Here is a 14,080-nt window from a genome sequence, read left to right on the forward strand (position 1 = left end):
CATAAAAACGTAATAATTACGATTTAACGTCTAGAATTCTCCTAATTTCAACAAAATTATATGGTGTTTTTTTAAAACCTGCAGAATTAATGTGCTAACATATCACGCACTAGACCGTCTGTATCCAAATCGGAAGGATAGTATGTTGGCCAATGATCCATTTCTTCTAACAATTCTGCGCGGTCATCTCCCCAATATAAGTGGTAATGGTAGGATTCAACTGGGAAAATACTATGGTCGCTAAATTGAATGAATTGAGGCATGTTCTCTGCGCCATCTGTTAATTTAAAGATATAACGAACTCCTCTGTTCCCTTTTTCATACTGAAGAATTTCATAGCCGTCTGCCTCATATGTTCCTGAACTCTCTTGGCCATTCTCATAAAAAGTAACAACGCTATCTTCAATCGTAATGCGGTCTACATCTGTTATATAACCTGTTGTGTAATACTCTTTGTATTCTTCTGCGGTCATATCTCCGCTTTCTGCTTTATGTTCAAATACAACATCTAAATCTCCTGATACAAGATATGGATATACAGACTGCCAATCACCTTCCCAGTTAGTCAATGGGCGATCTTCTACTTGCTCATCTTCAAAATAACCATTATAAATTTGTCTGCTCGCTTCATCGTTTCCGTGATGATCATCAATAACAATTGTCACAGGAGCGGATTGAACACTTGGATTGTGGTCATCATCTAGCAAAACGGCTTTGACTTCTAATCCATTAATCTCTGCTTCTGCCGTAAATACTTCTGATTCCTGTCCTTCAACGCTTACCCATTCATCATCAGCTGATTCTCTGCTATACCAATGCCAATGATCATATTCTGTTTCTTCATCCAGGACAGCTGTTAACTTAATTTCGTCACCAGTATGGTAATGATCACCAAGTCCCTCTATTTTTACATTTTCAGGGGCATCTTGATGATTCGTTTCTTCATCATGTTGATGATCCTCTTCTTCATGTACCTCTGCTTCTGTTTCCTCTGTTCCATCAACCTGCTCATTCGTTCCCTGGCAAGCTGCTAAGAAAACAGTCAGGAACAGCAAACTAAATAATAGTTTCTTCATCTTTCCCTCTCCCCATCTCATATGTATTTAAATCGTAATTATTACGTTTTAAAAACTAACACTTGATCATATCATCTGTCAAGCTTTTTTTGGGGTTATAATGGTAAAAATAGTAAATTAGGAATATATAATCAAATTGATTCTGATTATAGTTGGTTCTTTCTTCTGGATGCGGCCAACTTTCATGTCTTTACGGTCCATACCCAAATCAATACTATGTCTCTAGAAGTTCATTTATGTTTTTATTCTGTAAGAAGTTGATTGAGGTGTTTCCGCATGCTGTGGTCTGTAGTAAGATAGGTAGGGACTAAATGAGATATACATCTTGAGAAGGAAGGTTAACCGTGAAGAAAAGAGTTATTGATATCATTTATATTTTACTAGGTGCATTTATTTTTGCCTTAGCTGTAAATCTATTTATTATTCCAAATGATCTTGGTGAAGGCGGCGTAACAGGAATTACGATTATTTTATATTACCTGTTTGAATGGTCACCCGGGTTGGTCAGTTTACTATTAAACGGAATTTTAATTATTGCAGGATACAAATTTTTAAGTAAAATCACAACGATTTATACCATTATTGCGGTTGTTTTTCACTCCCTTTTTCTGCAGCTGACCATGTTTTGGAGTATCTCCTCAGATGAAATTATGATTAATGCCATTTTTGGAGGCATTTTTGCCGGAGTAGGGATCGGGTTAATTATTAGAGTCGGGGGAACAACGGCCGGAACTACTATTCTTGCAAGAATCACAAATAAATATCTTGGCTGGAGCATCAGCTATGGGTTATTATTTTTTGACCTAATCGTGGCATTTTCATCTTATTTTATCATTGGGATGGAAAGCCTCATGTTTACGATCGTCATGTTATATATAGGTACAAAAGTAATGGAATATATCATTGAAGGGGTCAACCCGAAAAAGGCTATTACCGTTATTTCGGAGAAACCAGACATTATTGCGCAGCAGGTAAACAGCTTAATGGACCGCGGGGTGACCGTTTTTTCCGGCCATGGCTATTACTCAAAAACATCAAAAGACATTTTATATATCGTCATCAGTAAACAGGAAGTTGTAAAATTGAAAAGAATTGTACAAAAAACTGATAAAAATGCCTTTTTGACCATCCATGATGTGCGCGATGTATTTGGTGAAGGTTTTCTGGATATTTCAAAGACGTAATTGTAACTGCCTCCTGTCTAAAACAAATGGAGGCAGTTTTTTCTATGGCAATGTTCACTGGTACTTGCAATTAAATCATTGCTAGAATCTTTGTTACTAAAATCCTCCTATAGTTCTTCCCCTGCAAAGAACCCGAATATTAGCAGACGAACAGAATCCATGAAGACAAATAAAAATCCCGGAACATATCGGGAAGCCGATATTTGTTCCGGGATTTTTATTTATGCATGAATCTCTTAAAAGACGTTTTACAGATTTAAAGGTTAATAACTTTAAATTGCCCGCCTCCAAAAAATCCTTTTACATAATCAATTTTGACATTATGAAAATACACTTGATCTCTTTCGTTCACTAAAAATTGAATGTCATTTACTTCTGTTATTTCATCATTCTCTAAAGCTGACTCTTCCAGAGCCAGACGAAGCTGTGGACCTCCTCAGCCAATGCCCATTGATAAGCGGATCAACGGATTTTTGCCTTCATCGATAAAGGTCTGTATTTCTTTTTTGATCGCAGATATAGCTGCCGGTGTAACTTTCATCATGAATGATTCCTCCTTTCTTTTTAATTGGATTGCTTAAGGGCAACCATGATCTTTTCCGGATCAAAACCAAAAACCCATTTCCCATTAATATGTGTCTGCGGAACCGAGAGTCTTCTAGTTTTTCCTATTAGTTTAATCATCGCTATAGGATTCATGTCGACATTCACTTCTTTAAATTCAATATTCATATGTGTTAAAAAGTCCCTTACCATAGCACACACAGGGCACATTGTAGTGGTGTAAATGGTTATATCCTGATTCATAATAGATGCCTCTATTCCTTCAATTTATGCAGATTAAAACAGCCGGCATGCATGCTATTTAGATATCACTCGGTTTTTCCGCTCCATGCATTCATACCGCCAGCCATGTCCTCGACCTTATAACCTAATGCTTCCATTATTCCACATGCAGCTTTGCTGCGGTTGCCTGATTGACAAGTTATAATATAATCTTTTCCCTGATCCAGTTCCGATTTACGCAACACCAGCTGTCCTAACGGAATATGCTCTGCTCCTGGAATTATGCCAGCTGCTGTTTCGCTCTTTTCGCGAACATCGATTATATTGACTTCTTCACCAGTTTGAATTCTTTTCATTACTTCCTCAGGTGTCACTAATTTTGCCATGACTGTCATCCTTTCCTAAATCCAGGCACTCATACCGCCTTTAACATTGTATATCTTTTGGAAGCCGTTTTTCTTAAGCATCTTTGCAGCTTTAGTACTTCTCATTCCGCTTTGGCATATGACAACGACCTCTTTTTCCTTGTCCAGTTTCTCAATTTCAATGGACATATTTGACAGTGGAATATTTTGAAAAGGTTTGCGATGATTTGCTTTATACTCACCAGGTGTGCGAACATCAATAAATTGAACGCCATTATCCTTAAATTTACCTTTAGCTTCTTGAACACCAATTTTATTGACGCCTTTTACAGGCATAAAACGACTAACGAGAAATGCAAAAACGATGATTAACAAAATCCATTCAATGATCCCCATATGATCACTCCTAATTCGGTAATTTTTTTGATAGAGAAATAGAGACTATTCTACTTCTCCTTCCCAGTCCAGCATGCCGCCTGCCATATTTGTTACGTTATAGCCATTTTGAATAAGAAATTGACATGCATTGCTGCTTCTTCCGCCTGATCGGCACACGATGTAGTAGTGCTCCTGTTTATCTAATTCATTTAGCCGAGCTGGAATCTGCCCAAGTGGGATATGCTTTGCTCCTGGGATTTTCCCCATTGCTACCTCCTCGTCTTCCCTTACGTCAACAATATTTAATTTTTCTCTTGTGTTTTGTTTCTGTTCTAATTCCTTTGCCGTAATTTCTTTCAAGTGATAACCTCCGATTTAAAATGTTTAGGTATTTATCGAAAGCTTGGGAGTATCAAGCCGCAACTTTCACACTAAAATATCAAACCAAATCTTCACGGCTGTTCCTGCAATCATTAGTGCTAAAAGTAATTGCAGCATCTTTGTATTTATGTTTTTGCCAGCTTTTGCGCCAAGTGGAGCTGCTAACAGGCTTGCCGTAATCATAATGATTGCTGGCCAATAGTCTACTTGACCGGTAACGAGTTTCCCTATACTGCCGCCTATTGAAGAAATAAACGTAACGGCCAGACTTGTTGCAATCGTCATTCGCGTTGGAATGTGGAGGATTGTCAGCATGATCGGCACAAGCAGGAATCCTCCTGCAGCACCAACAATTCCAGATGCTATTCCAACGATTAGTGCTAAAATGGCTGCAAGTCCCTTATTAAATGTCACTTCATTTAGCGGCACATCATCTGCCTGCTTTTTAGGCATCACCATCATAACAGCTGCAATGACAGCAAGAATTCCATATACAATGTTCACTGCCTGCTCTGATAAATAGCTGGATCCAAAACTGCCGATTAGGCTGCCGATCAGAATGGATCCTCCCATATAGATAATGAGCTGCTTATTTAAATATCCGCCTTTCCGATATGCCCAGACTCCGGCAATCGAAGCAAAAAGCACTTGTACGGCACTTATGCCTGAAACCTCATGAGCTGTAAAAGCTGTAAGGCCGAATAATGGCGGAATATACAATAACATTGGATATTTAATGATTGAACCGCCAACACCTAACATACCGGATAAAAAAGAACCAATAAATCCAATAGCAAATACCACGATTAAAAATATTACGTCCATAATCCAGCCTTCTTTCCAGTATAGAAAAGCGAGCAATGATGACTGCTCGCTATTTGGTTTTCATTATGCTTTTTGAATATAAAAATATAGAGTCTCTACTTCTGTTTTCTGCTCTAAGATGGTATGACCGCCTGATTTCACCCAAGCTGGAATATCGCTTAGCGCTCCTTTGTCTGTTGTCAGAACTTCGAGGATCTCCCCGGAGTTAAGAGTGTCCATTGCTTTTTTTGTTTTAACGATCGGCATAGGACATGTAAGACCTTTTGCATCTAATGTTTTTGTAATATTCATGTGAATAGCTCTTTTAATACTTTTATTTAATGTATCTTTCTAGGTTCAGTCTCCGTTTTCACCTATCGAACTGCACAGCGGTTCGGCCCAATTTCCATTTCGGTTTGTTCACCATGATCAGGATTCAATTTCCCCATATTGACTTGACGAATTTGTTCATACGCATTTGGCTGCGGCGGCAACTGGTCTGTAACGGTACGGCGGAATTCCGCTTCATCTTCAATGTTTAAACCATGGTTTTCTTTGTATAAATCACCTAGGCGCCTTGCTATTGTGCCATCCTCATTTAATTCGTCAATGATCATGAAGTGAGCAGGCAATACAACCAGATCTTCTGCAAGTTCACGGTAACGAGAGTATAATGTATCTCTCAAGTCTCCAACCCAATCTTCTGCAAGTCCGGCTAAATCTGGACGGCCAATTGAGTCAATAAAAAGAATATCACCTGTTAGTAAAAACTTATTGTCAATCATAAATGAAGTGGAGCCGATCGTATGACCAGGTGAATATAGCGCACTTACATTTATTTGAGATGCACCGATTTTCACGTTGAGATTATTCGTTAATGGTGTGTAATCAAATACGGCTTCTGCAGCATCTTCCTCTGGCAGATAATAAAATGCACCCGTTTCAGCAGCAATATGCCTTCCGCCAGAAATGTGGTCTGCATGTAAGTGCGTATCAAACACATGCTTGATTTTTGCACCTTTTTCTTTTGCGAAATTTATAAAAACATCTGTAAATCGTACAGCGTCAAAAATAGCAGCTTCACCTTCTGAAATGACCATATAAGATAGACAGCCTTTTCCTAATCGAACAAACTGATAGAGCTCTCCGCCATTTTCTAAATCCGCTGCTTTTATAGGCTCTAAATAGCTGCTCCAGGATTTCATTCCGCCTTCAAGATAAGCAACTTCCCTGCCCGCTTCAGATAGCATTTCTGCTACCATAACTGATGACCCTTCCTTGGCACATACCACTAATATTTCCTTATCCTCCGGTAGTTGTGGCAGAATTCCCTCTACTCCATCCAGCAATTCAAAATAAGGAATATTTAAATAGTCGAATTTATGACCTTCAATTTTCCAATCAGCAAATGCATCTGCATTGCGTACATCTAAAATAAACAGTTCTTTCTTATCAATTACTTTTCGGGCAATTTTTGCTGCCGTCCATTTACTTACTGTCATTTTTAATTACCCCCCTAGGTATATTTTTAAGTATTTTTTTGCAGTGGAGAAAGTTCCCCACTGCCTATCATTAGAATGTTAATGTTGGTGCTGCATCTTTAGCATATTCCAGGAATGTTACAGCTCCGCCAACTTCAATTCCATCAACGAAATCTTCTTTGGCAAGTCCCATAACATCCATTGTCATTTGGCATGCAATAAATTTAACGCCAAGTTCTTGTGCCATTTCTACTAGCTCAGGGATGGAAGGAACATTTGCTTTTTTAAATCCTTCAGCAAAATGCTCCTTTCCAGCTGGCATTTCTAATGCATGTATTGCCTGCTTATGAATTAAGTTTAGTCCTTCAAAAGTGAAGAAAATTTGTACTTCCTTTTCTGAAGCTGCTGCTGCTGTTGCAATATTAAATACTTTGTATGCATCAAACATTCCACCGTTTGCTGCGATAATAGCTACTTTATTTGACATAATCAATTCCTCCTAGATTTCTTTTGTTAGAATTCCGTTCCACTCATTCATTCCTGGCAGAACGTTAAAAACTTTTGTAAAACCGTTTTTTGCTAATAGCTGTGCTGCCAAATCAGATCTTTTCCCTGTACGGCATATCACATAGATTTCTTCATTTTTATCTAATTCCTCTAGACGTGATTCCAGTTCACCCATCGGAATCGATTTGGCTTCGTTAATATGACCAAATGCATATTCAGCTGCCTCGCGCACATCAAGAATCATCCCCCCACGGGTATCTAAATCCTTAAGTGCTACAGTTTGTTCAAAGGCTTTTTCCACTTCTGGTTCATTGTTGCCCTTTCGAATATAGTGATAAAGAATGTCTTCATCTTCCACTGTTCCGATATACTGATGTCCAACAGAACTTGCCCATGCAGCGAGGTCTGCTTTTGAGCCCTTGTCTGTTGCTAAAACTTCCAGTACTTGACCTTCTGCAAGATCTGTCATTGCTTTTTTTGTTTTTACAACCGGCATTGGACATGCTAACCCTTTTGCATCCAGCTGCATATTTGCTTGAAGCATCATTTTACCCCCTGTGGTATTTATAATAGAAAAAAATATATACCCATATAGGTATATTCTAAAACAAAAAAATTTAGTTTGTTTGCTAAAATATCTTCTTAGTAAAAATCAATTACAAGACTCATATTATACCCCATAGGGTAAATTGTCAATCCGTTTGTTTATTTTCTTTAGAAATATCTTTTTTTGAATGCGAAAGTATAATTAGGTTATTCCTCTTAAAAAATACTTCTCAAGAAGCCTGGAAGTGTATATCAGGATACTTATATGTTTAAAATCGGAAATACACTGAAGTCTTAAGTATGTACAATTTAAAGTTCATGTGTTGAGTATAAATGATAACTTCGAAAAATTATTATTTAAAAAAATATGTTTAAAACCATTTCATTACTATAAGAACATGCTAGGGACAGATATAAAGGGAAAATGTAAAGCCGCACTCAAATGAACTGGTATACACACCAAAAATGCAAACAGCGGCTTTATTGGCACAGAGCTGGAGAATGATTTGAAAGCGAATCAAATCGATTGGTTGTGATTTACAGGCTTGTCTATTCAGCATGGTGTCTCAACAACTACGCGGATGAGTGCCAACATTGGTTTAAAACAATTTTAGTTGAAGACGCCATTGCGGCTTTTGAGATTACAGACCATAAAGGGATTTATCATGATGCAGCATCCATTAAAAACATGAGTTAGCGCTGCTGCAAAAGGAATTTGCCACGATTGCCAAAATGAATGGTATTCTGAATGAGACGATTTAGCTAAATGGTTAAAGCGGCAGGAAGTTCTATTCCTGTGCCTTTTTACTTATCAAGCTTTAAAAATTTCAGCATCCGATGATAGGGACATTTCGATAAGGAAGTATCGTCATCTCGAAGAAAATATTGCCTCCATTCAAAGTTGTCCTCAGATCCGTAACTGTTCAAGTCTGGGTGGATGGTCGCATCATCGTATTTGGTCAATCTTTCACGGACTTTCTTTTTAATGCTGCGCGCAAATTTTTCTTTTTTATTAAATTCCTGCAGAACCCACCGGGGAGTGATTGCAAGCATCATATTGTCAAAATGGCGGCTTTGACGGCTGACATGAGCAGGAGTGGCACAATACATAAAGTATTTTTCTCCGTTGAAACAAAACCCCCAAATTGGATGATGAGGATCTACCGGAATATCTTCTGGCCATTCCTCAGCATCAACGGCACTTAAACCACTAAGCTGCTTTCAGAAAAGCTGTTCGTAATCCTCCACTGTATACGTCTCCTTCAAATCAACTGGTGTCTGATAAAAAATAATCAGTGAAGTATAGGGCCCGAAATGTTTAGATTCTCTGGTGAACTTGCCTAGTATGGCTGCTAGTTCATATAACGTTTCCTCATTCCGCGGGTCCCCAATAAAACCATATCGCAATTGATTTTTTGAAAACCCAATAGTCGCCGGGATACAAGGAAATGGCTTGGTTTTATCACTCATTTTTTCAGAAAATTGTTCAAGTGCTGTTCGTTCCCAATCATCCAGCACTTCTCGGTGTGAGGGGGCATCTGTATATAATTCTCTCACTCTGTTCACCTCCAGTTGTTCATCAATATATTCTGACTCCTGCACAAGTGAGAGATGTCCGTAAATAATTGGGCATCGCCATTAATTAGTAAACTTCGTTTTTCAACATACTGTAAGAGTTGTCTGAATGAGTAGAATTTCTACTATGTTTGTAAACGAGGCGAAGATTCAGATGCCTATTAGTGTACGGCCTTAACCTTGATAATATATAGGATCCTGAAGTGAAGGGAATCTTGTGAAGGTTGCAGCCGCGGGTCTACCTTTTCCTACTGAATGACACATTGCCAACATGACTGGCATTGCACCAAGGGTTCTGCGCGTACTGCCCAGCGAAGAGTCAAATTTAATATTGTAAAAGGTTTAGTACAGTGTATTTGCAATAAAGCAGCCAGTGAGTGAGCTTAAATAAGCGGAGAATTTCCGGCTAAAATCCAAAATTCGCTCTTTTTAGGGTAAATAAGCGGAGATTTTCCCATTAAGCTCAGAAAAATGGCCATTTTTCTCGTTTTTCGAGTGAATAACCGGAAACTCTCCGTCTATTTTAGTCCATTTCAGTGCAATTTTATTATTAGGAGAAGTTTTTCCGCTTATTGATTACCCACCGTCCGTATCTAAACTCTATTAAATGAAAAAAGACCAAATCAACTTTGATTTGGTCTGATCCGTATAGTTCTCTCTCGGAAAATCTTGCTCTATACCAGGAAATCACTCTCCCGCCAATAGCTCAATATCTCTCACTATATCATCCTTCTTCACAGGTTCATCCGCAAAGGCCATGTCATATAGTGCCCGAATGTTGTTCTCTTCATCTACTAAATACATGGTTGTAGAATGATAGAGTACTGTTTCGGAGTCTAATTCATACTGCATCTGAAATTCGCCGGCAATTTCCATTATTTTTTCCGGGGTGTCTCTTAGCCACTTCCACCCTTTTGTATCCGTCTCAAAGATTTGTGCATATTCCTTTATGACCTCTTGGGTATCATAGGCAGGATCAAGCGTAATGCTGACAAGCTCAACCTCGTCTCCAAACAAACCTTTATCTTTTAACATAGATTGTATTATTTTAAAATCCATCATCGTTAGCGGACAAATATCAGGGCAGTTTGTATAAAAAAAGGAAACCAGCTTCACTTTGCCATTCTCAGAGCCATACCGATCTCCATGAACATTGTCTAACTCAAAGGCATCCACTTTATCAAGGATTGGCAAGCCATCGTCACTTGGCCATAACCAGTAAACGAGGAAAAAACCTGTGACGATGACCAAAAAAATTAGAAGCTTTTTTGTGACTTTCATCCTTCAGCACACTCCAGCATAGGAATCACAGTTAGATTTTGTTTTCATTTTTATTTTTCTTTTTCAAGACAAAAAGATGGTTTTGCTTGGATTTGTGAACGCGGATAATTCCCCACATTCCTGCCTCGATATCCCAGCGGATGTTGCCGGAGCGGTACATATAATCTCCTGGATATTGATATAAGCTGCCTGCTCCGTAATGCAGCGGCAAGTCAACGGCATGACCTGCAACAATTTCACCTTCCACAGATCGCACTTCAGACGTAATGTCTTTGTCATCGTTATTCCAATAATGGCCATGAAGATGGAATGTGTGGGCACGCCGGCGTTCTGATGGATTAACTAACCGTATTGTGATCGGATCACCTGGATATGCTTCAAATAATGGTGTCGATGGATCGCCAAACACTCTCGAACTGAATAAATCTTTTAATACTGGATGCTCTCGGAGACGGTTGATTAATCGTTCCGTCCGATAATTGAATCCTCTAGAGCCATTATCATACGTATCAACCAAATCATCCCGGTCCTCTGGATCTACTCCGCCTAAAATGGCATCCACCGGGTCCACAATTAAATCGCCTTTTTTATCCACCAGCCTTGCGCCATCATACAGAACAAGAACAAACTCTCTGGTATCCGGCAAATATGGATTGCGCAGTACGACATTCGCACCCGTTTTTACTTCTTCTCCTGTGGAAGGATCCAGATACTTCGTTCCTTTTGCTTCAGCGATGAAGCAGCCGAATGTACCAAGGGAACGATGATTGCGAATATCAGTCATATCCCATAAACCGCAGGCGCCAACTGGATTGTCGACATACCATTTATAGGTGATGATTTCACCGGGAGCTGCTGACTGATCAGGGTTAAAGCCAACTGTTTCTCCCGCAGAAGTTTTCACATCATAATCAAGGAGCTGCGCATGCAGAGATATCCTGACGGACGGCGGGTAAAAGGCCTGCTCTTTTACAGGAGGATAAGGCCAAATGCCATCTGGAAACGGAAACTGATCAAACTGCAGTTTGGACGTCAGGTTAATCTCCACAACATCTCCCTGATTGGCACGGATAATCAGCGGTTCAGGATTTTTCCCGTCTAAAATATCTTCTACATCTTCTTCGAGAGCAAAAACAATTCCAAAGGGATCACGTTCATCCCATTTGCTGTACGTTATTGGTTTATGAAAGGCGACGATGTTAAACGTTTTGACTGCTGCATTAACAGGTCCTGGAGATGGAACGATTTTTGCTTTCTCCGGCGGTTTTCCTGTCGGCTCCGGCAGTGCTGTTGTGCGTTGTGGCGGCGGTTCACGGTCAGACAGCGGAATGAGAAAATCCACTTCTTCTTCAAAGGCTCGAATTAATCCCCATAAACCATTCCATAAGTCTTCTTCTGTTTCAAACGTCCATAAATAATCTCCAGACCTCGGCACATCCATTTCCAGTGTAAAAGATTCAGAGATTCCAATATGCTGCTGATCTCTAAACTTTGTTTCAGAGTCAGGGTGCTCCGCCTTCCAGCGCAAGCCATGAATGTTAAAACTGTGCGATTCCTCATGCGCCCCTTGAAGGAGTCTGACACGAATCGGATCACCTTCATAACAGTGCAGAATCGGCGTAATTGGATCACAATTAACATATGAACTAAACGAATATGCTGGATCTTTGTCTTTTCCTAACCGGAATTGCAGCGGTTCATTTTTATAATTGACTCCAAATAATCCTGGGTCATCCTGTGAACCTGGAAAGTCTGGAGGCTGAAGCGGACAGCCATCTTTGTCATATAGCAGAGCAAAATCCTGAACCATCAGAACCATATCCCGGTAATCAGGAATGAGCGGGTGAATCGCGGTAATTTGCACGCCATGATCCACTTCTTCTCCTGTCTTGGAATCTAAAAACTTGGTGAAGCGCGGATGAACGACTCCTGTTCCAAAGACGCCATGCTGCTGATGAAAATTCGCAAACAAATGGTCATGGAAAAACCATGCTTTTAACTCTACATCTGCAAAATATTCATAACGGATTGTTTCCCCAGATAGAACACTAGAGTCATAGTTCCAGCCTACATTCGCACCATCTGAAACAAGCACATCAAATTTAACGAAATGCACATGAACACCTGTTTCATATGTTCTTGTCACAAGCTGGAATGCGCTGCCGCCAACCACTTCCGGCAGACGATTTGTAAAATTAATGCGCACGCACGTATTGGCTGTCATATGCATAACCAATGGTTCCGGTTCTTTTCTTCCGCTTAACACATCCTCTATATCTTCATCTAAAACATAGATTCTTCCGATCGGATCGTTCCAGCCTTGGCGATTATATACAATCGGGAGCTGGATCAGAGAAACATTAAACTCCTGCACCACAGGGTTATCAGCAAGCGCACAAGGATCGACAAATACAGCACCTGGTCTGGCATTTGGCACGGCCGCGTTTCTTTCCAGTTCAGTCATATCTCGTCCGCCCACAATCCCTAGCGGCGGCCGTGGTGCTTTACACCCAAGCTTTCCTGGAATAAAGTTAGGGAATCCTGGTCTTTCTTTTGTTGGCTTCGGCGGACAAGGCCTATCAGGCAGCGGCTGCAGCGCCTTAATCGGCTCGCCATTTGGATAACAGCCAGTTCCATCCTGGAGCGTATCAAAAATGCGGTTAATCCCCCACATCCCTACACCGAAATGGGGATAAAGATGACAGTGAATGATCGCATCCCCAATTGCCCCTTGAAGAGAGCCTAATCCATAATGAGGCTGAACTGTGTACCAGGATTGCGGGCTGACTGCCTGGGCATCCAAGATTTCTGATTCTGTATTTTTCGCATCTTTTGACCACTGATGCACATGATAATGCAGAACATGGGTCTCTTTCACACCCCCATGAACCAGCCTAAGTTTTACAGGATCCCCGCGGTACCCCCGCAAAATAGGCGTTGCCGGATCGCCAAACACCCATGAATCGTGGTGTACCTCCTCTCCATGACCATCCGGGCTAACGACTCCCTCTTCTAATAATCGGACCCGATTTTCCATCGGTTCATAGCGATAGTTTACCGCATGAGTGGATTCACGCTCTTGATTGGTCATCGGATCCAGCGGAGAATTTCCCGTTACATCCCGAGTTGGCATTTCATCATGAAAAATCCATCCATATTCCCGGTAGGATGGCAGAAAAGGATGATGGATATCGGCATACACACCGCTGTTAATCGGTCCCCCTGTTACCGGGTCTGTCCACCATGAGCCGCGCGGCTGCACAAACAAACAGCCAAACATCCCGTTAATATTCGTTCCCTGATCACTGCTGTCCGGGTTTCCTAGATCTGTGAACATATACACACCTTCATGATTTACATTTAGCGTGTAAGTGATTTTCTCACCAGGTTCTGCTAAAGAACTTGGATTGAAGCCTGCATTGGCGCCATCTGAATCTTGCGGATCATAATCAGCTTCCTGAAAATGCATGCCTGTTGCGTAATGGATCTGATTTTCAAATAAAATCTCCACCTCGTCTCCCACATTGGCCCGGATACAAAGTGGCTGCACTAAATCAACTGGTGTGAAAGGATTTTTCTTGACTAAATCCTTCACCTTTTGTTCGTTTTCCTTTAAAACATACATGATGCCATTTCGGTTGTAGTCACCAAAGTTGTTGAGCACAATCCGAATCGAAATCGCCACAACATGAAATTTGCGTTTCATAGCTCTCCCC

13 protein-coding genes and 1 pseudogene are annotated in these 14,080 nt (G+C 40.4%); 1 reads left to right on the forward strand and 13 read right to left on the reverse strand.

What is annotated here, in order from left to right:
• Nucleotides 1-86 precede the first annotated feature (86 nt).
• Entirely contained in the window at nt 87-1,076 is a 990-nt protein-coding gene (locus A6754_RS17715; protein ID WP_066448924.1) for a ZinT family metal-binding protein, read from the reverse strand.
• Between the two features lie 344 nt (nt 1,077-1,420).
• On the opposite strand from A6754_RS17715, the gene A6754_RS17720 reads away from it, so the two are divergent.
• Entirely contained in the window at nt 1,421-2,260 is an 840-nt protein-coding gene (locus tag A6754_RS17720; RefSeq protein WP_066448928.1) for a YitT family protein, read from the forward strand.
• A gap of 564 nt (nt 2,261-2,824) precedes the next feature.
• Here A6754_RS17720 and A6754_RS17725 read toward each other — a convergent pair.
• The 12 genes and pseudogenes from A6754_RS17725 to A6754_RS17780 all read right to left on the reverse strand — a co-directional run bounded on the left by A6754_RS17725 (nt 2,825) and on the right by A6754_RS17780 (nt 14,070).
• Nucleotides 2,825-3,067 (reverse strand): glutaredoxin family protein, encoded by a 243-nt coding sequence (locus tag A6754_RS17725; protein WP_066448933.1) that lies wholly within the window; start codon nt 3,065-3,067, stop codon nt 2,825-2,827.
• A 65-nt stretch (nt 3,068-3,132) separates the two neighbouring features.
• Nucleotides 3,133-3,432, reverse strand: coding sequence for a rhodanese-like domain-containing protein (locus A6754_RS17730; protein ID WP_082851730.1), 300 nt, complete (start codon nt 3,430-3,432; stop codon nt 3,133-3,135).
• Nucleotides 3,433-3,447: 15 nt separating this feature from the next.
• Complete coding sequence (locus A6754_RS17735; protein WP_066448938.1) at nt 3,448-3,807, reverse strand: rhodanese-like domain-containing protein; 360 nt, start codon at nt 3,805-3,807, stop codon at nt 3,448-3,450.
• A gap of 45 nt (nt 3,808-3,852) precedes the next feature.
• Nucleotides 3,853-4,149, reverse strand: a complete 297-nt coding sequence (locus A6754_RS17740) for a rhodanese-like domain-containing protein (protein ID WP_066448940.1) — start codon at nt 4,147-4,149, stop codon at nt 3,853-3,855.
• A gap of 66 nt (nt 4,150-4,215) precedes the next feature.
• On the reverse strand, nt 4,216-4,995 hold the full coding sequence (locus A6754_RS17745) for a sulfite exporter TauE/SafE family protein (protein ID WP_066448943.1): 780 nt from the start codon (nt 4,993-4,995) through the stop codon (nt 4,216-4,218).
• Nucleotides 4,996-5,058: 63 nt separating this feature from the next.
• Nucleotides 5,059-5,286 carry a sulfurtransferase TusA family protein gene (locus A6754_RS17750; RefSeq protein WP_066448946.1) on the reverse strand — a complete coding sequence of 76 codons (228 nt, stop codon included), beginning with the start codon at nt 5,284-5,286 and terminating at the stop codon, nt 5,059-5,061.
• Between the two features lie 62 nt (nt 5,287-5,348).
• A complete protein-coding gene (locus A6754_RS17755; RefSeq protein WP_066448949.1) occupies nt 5,349-6,476 on the reverse strand; it encodes an MBL fold metallo-hydrolase in 1,128 nt (375 codons plus the stop codon).
• Between the two features lie 70 nt (nt 6,477-6,546).
• Nucleotides 6,547-6,942, reverse strand: coding sequence for a DsrE/DsrF/DrsH-like family protein (locus A6754_RS17760; protein ID WP_066448952.1), 396 nt, complete (start codon nt 6,940-6,942; stop codon nt 6,547-6,549).
• Between the two features lie 12 nt (nt 6,943-6,954).
• On the reverse strand, nt 6,955-7,506 hold the full coding sequence (locus A6754_RS17765; protein ID WP_066448955.1) for a sulfurtransferase TusA family protein: 552 nt from the start codon (nt 7,504-7,506) through the stop codon (nt 6,955-6,957).
• 806 nt (nt 7,507-8,312) lie between these two features.
• Nucleotides 8,313-9,074 (reverse strand): annotated as a pseudogene (locus tag A6754_RS17770) (YqcI/YcgG family protein).
• 696 nt (nt 9,075-9,770) lie between these two features.
• Entirely contained in the window at nt 9,771-10,364 is a 594-nt protein-coding gene (locus tag A6754_RS17775) for an SCO family protein (RefSeq protein ID WP_066448957.1), read from the reverse strand.
• Between the two features lie 31 nt (nt 10,365-10,395).
• Nucleotides 10,396-14,070 (reverse strand): multicopper oxidase domain-containing protein, encoded by a 3,675-nt coding sequence (locus A6754_RS17780; protein WP_066448960.1) that lies wholly within the window; start codon nt 14,068-14,070, stop codon nt 10,396-10,398.
• Between the last annotated feature and the right edge of the window lie 10 nt (nt 14,071-14,080).

Origin of the sequence: Cytobacillus gottheilii (assembly GCF_001636345.1) — a bacterium.
Lineage (GTDB): Bacteria > Bacillota > Bacilli > Bacillales > Cytobacillaceae > Cytobacillus > Cytobacillus gottheilii.

Bases quoted from the DNA above. Each gene is read 5' to 3' on its own strand.
- A6754_RS17760 (WP_066448952.1), bottom strand. From the start codon at position 6,942: ATGTCAAATAAAGTAGCTATTATCGCAGCAAACGGTGGAATGTTTGAT.
- A6754_RS17745 (WP_066448943.1), bottom strand. From the start codon at position 4,995: ATGGACGTAATATTTTTAATCGTGGTATTTGCTATTGGATTTATTGGT.
- A6754_RS17725 (WP_066448933.1), bottom strand. From the start codon at position 3,067: ATGAATCAGGATATAACCATTTACACCACTACAATGTGCCCTGTGTGT.
- A6754_RS17775 (WP_066448957.1), bottom strand. From the start codon at position 10,364: ATGAAAGTCACAAAAAAGCTTCTAATTTTTTTGGTCATCGTCACAGGT.
- A6754_RS17750 (WP_066448946.1), bottom strand. From the start codon at position 5,286: ATGAATATTACAAAAACATTAGATGCAAAAGGTCTTACATGTCCTATG.
- A6754_RS17730 (WP_082851730.1), bottom strand. From the start codon at position 3,432: ATGGCAAAATTAGTGACACCTGAGGAAGTAATGAAAAGAATTCAAACT.
- A6754_RS17765 (WP_066448955.1), bottom strand. From the start codon at position 7,506: ATGCTTCAAGCAAATATGCAGCTGGATGCAAAAGGGTTAGCATGTCCA.
- A6754_RS17715 (WP_066448924.1), bottom strand. From the start codon at position 1,076: ATGAAGAAACTATTATTTAGTTTGCTGTTCCTGACTGTTTTCTTAGCA.
- A6754_RS17755 (WP_066448949.1), bottom strand. From the start codon at position 6,476: ATGACAGTAAGTAAATGGACGGCAGCAAAAATTGCCCGAAAAGTAATT.
- A6754_RS17780 (WP_066448960.1), bottom strand. From the start codon at position 14,070: ATGAAACGCAAATTTCATGTTGTGGCGATTTCGATTCGGATTGTGCTC.
- A6754_RS17735 (WP_066448938.1), bottom strand. From the start codon at position 3,807: ATGGGGATCATTGAATGGATTTTGTTAATCATCGTTTTTGCATTTCTC.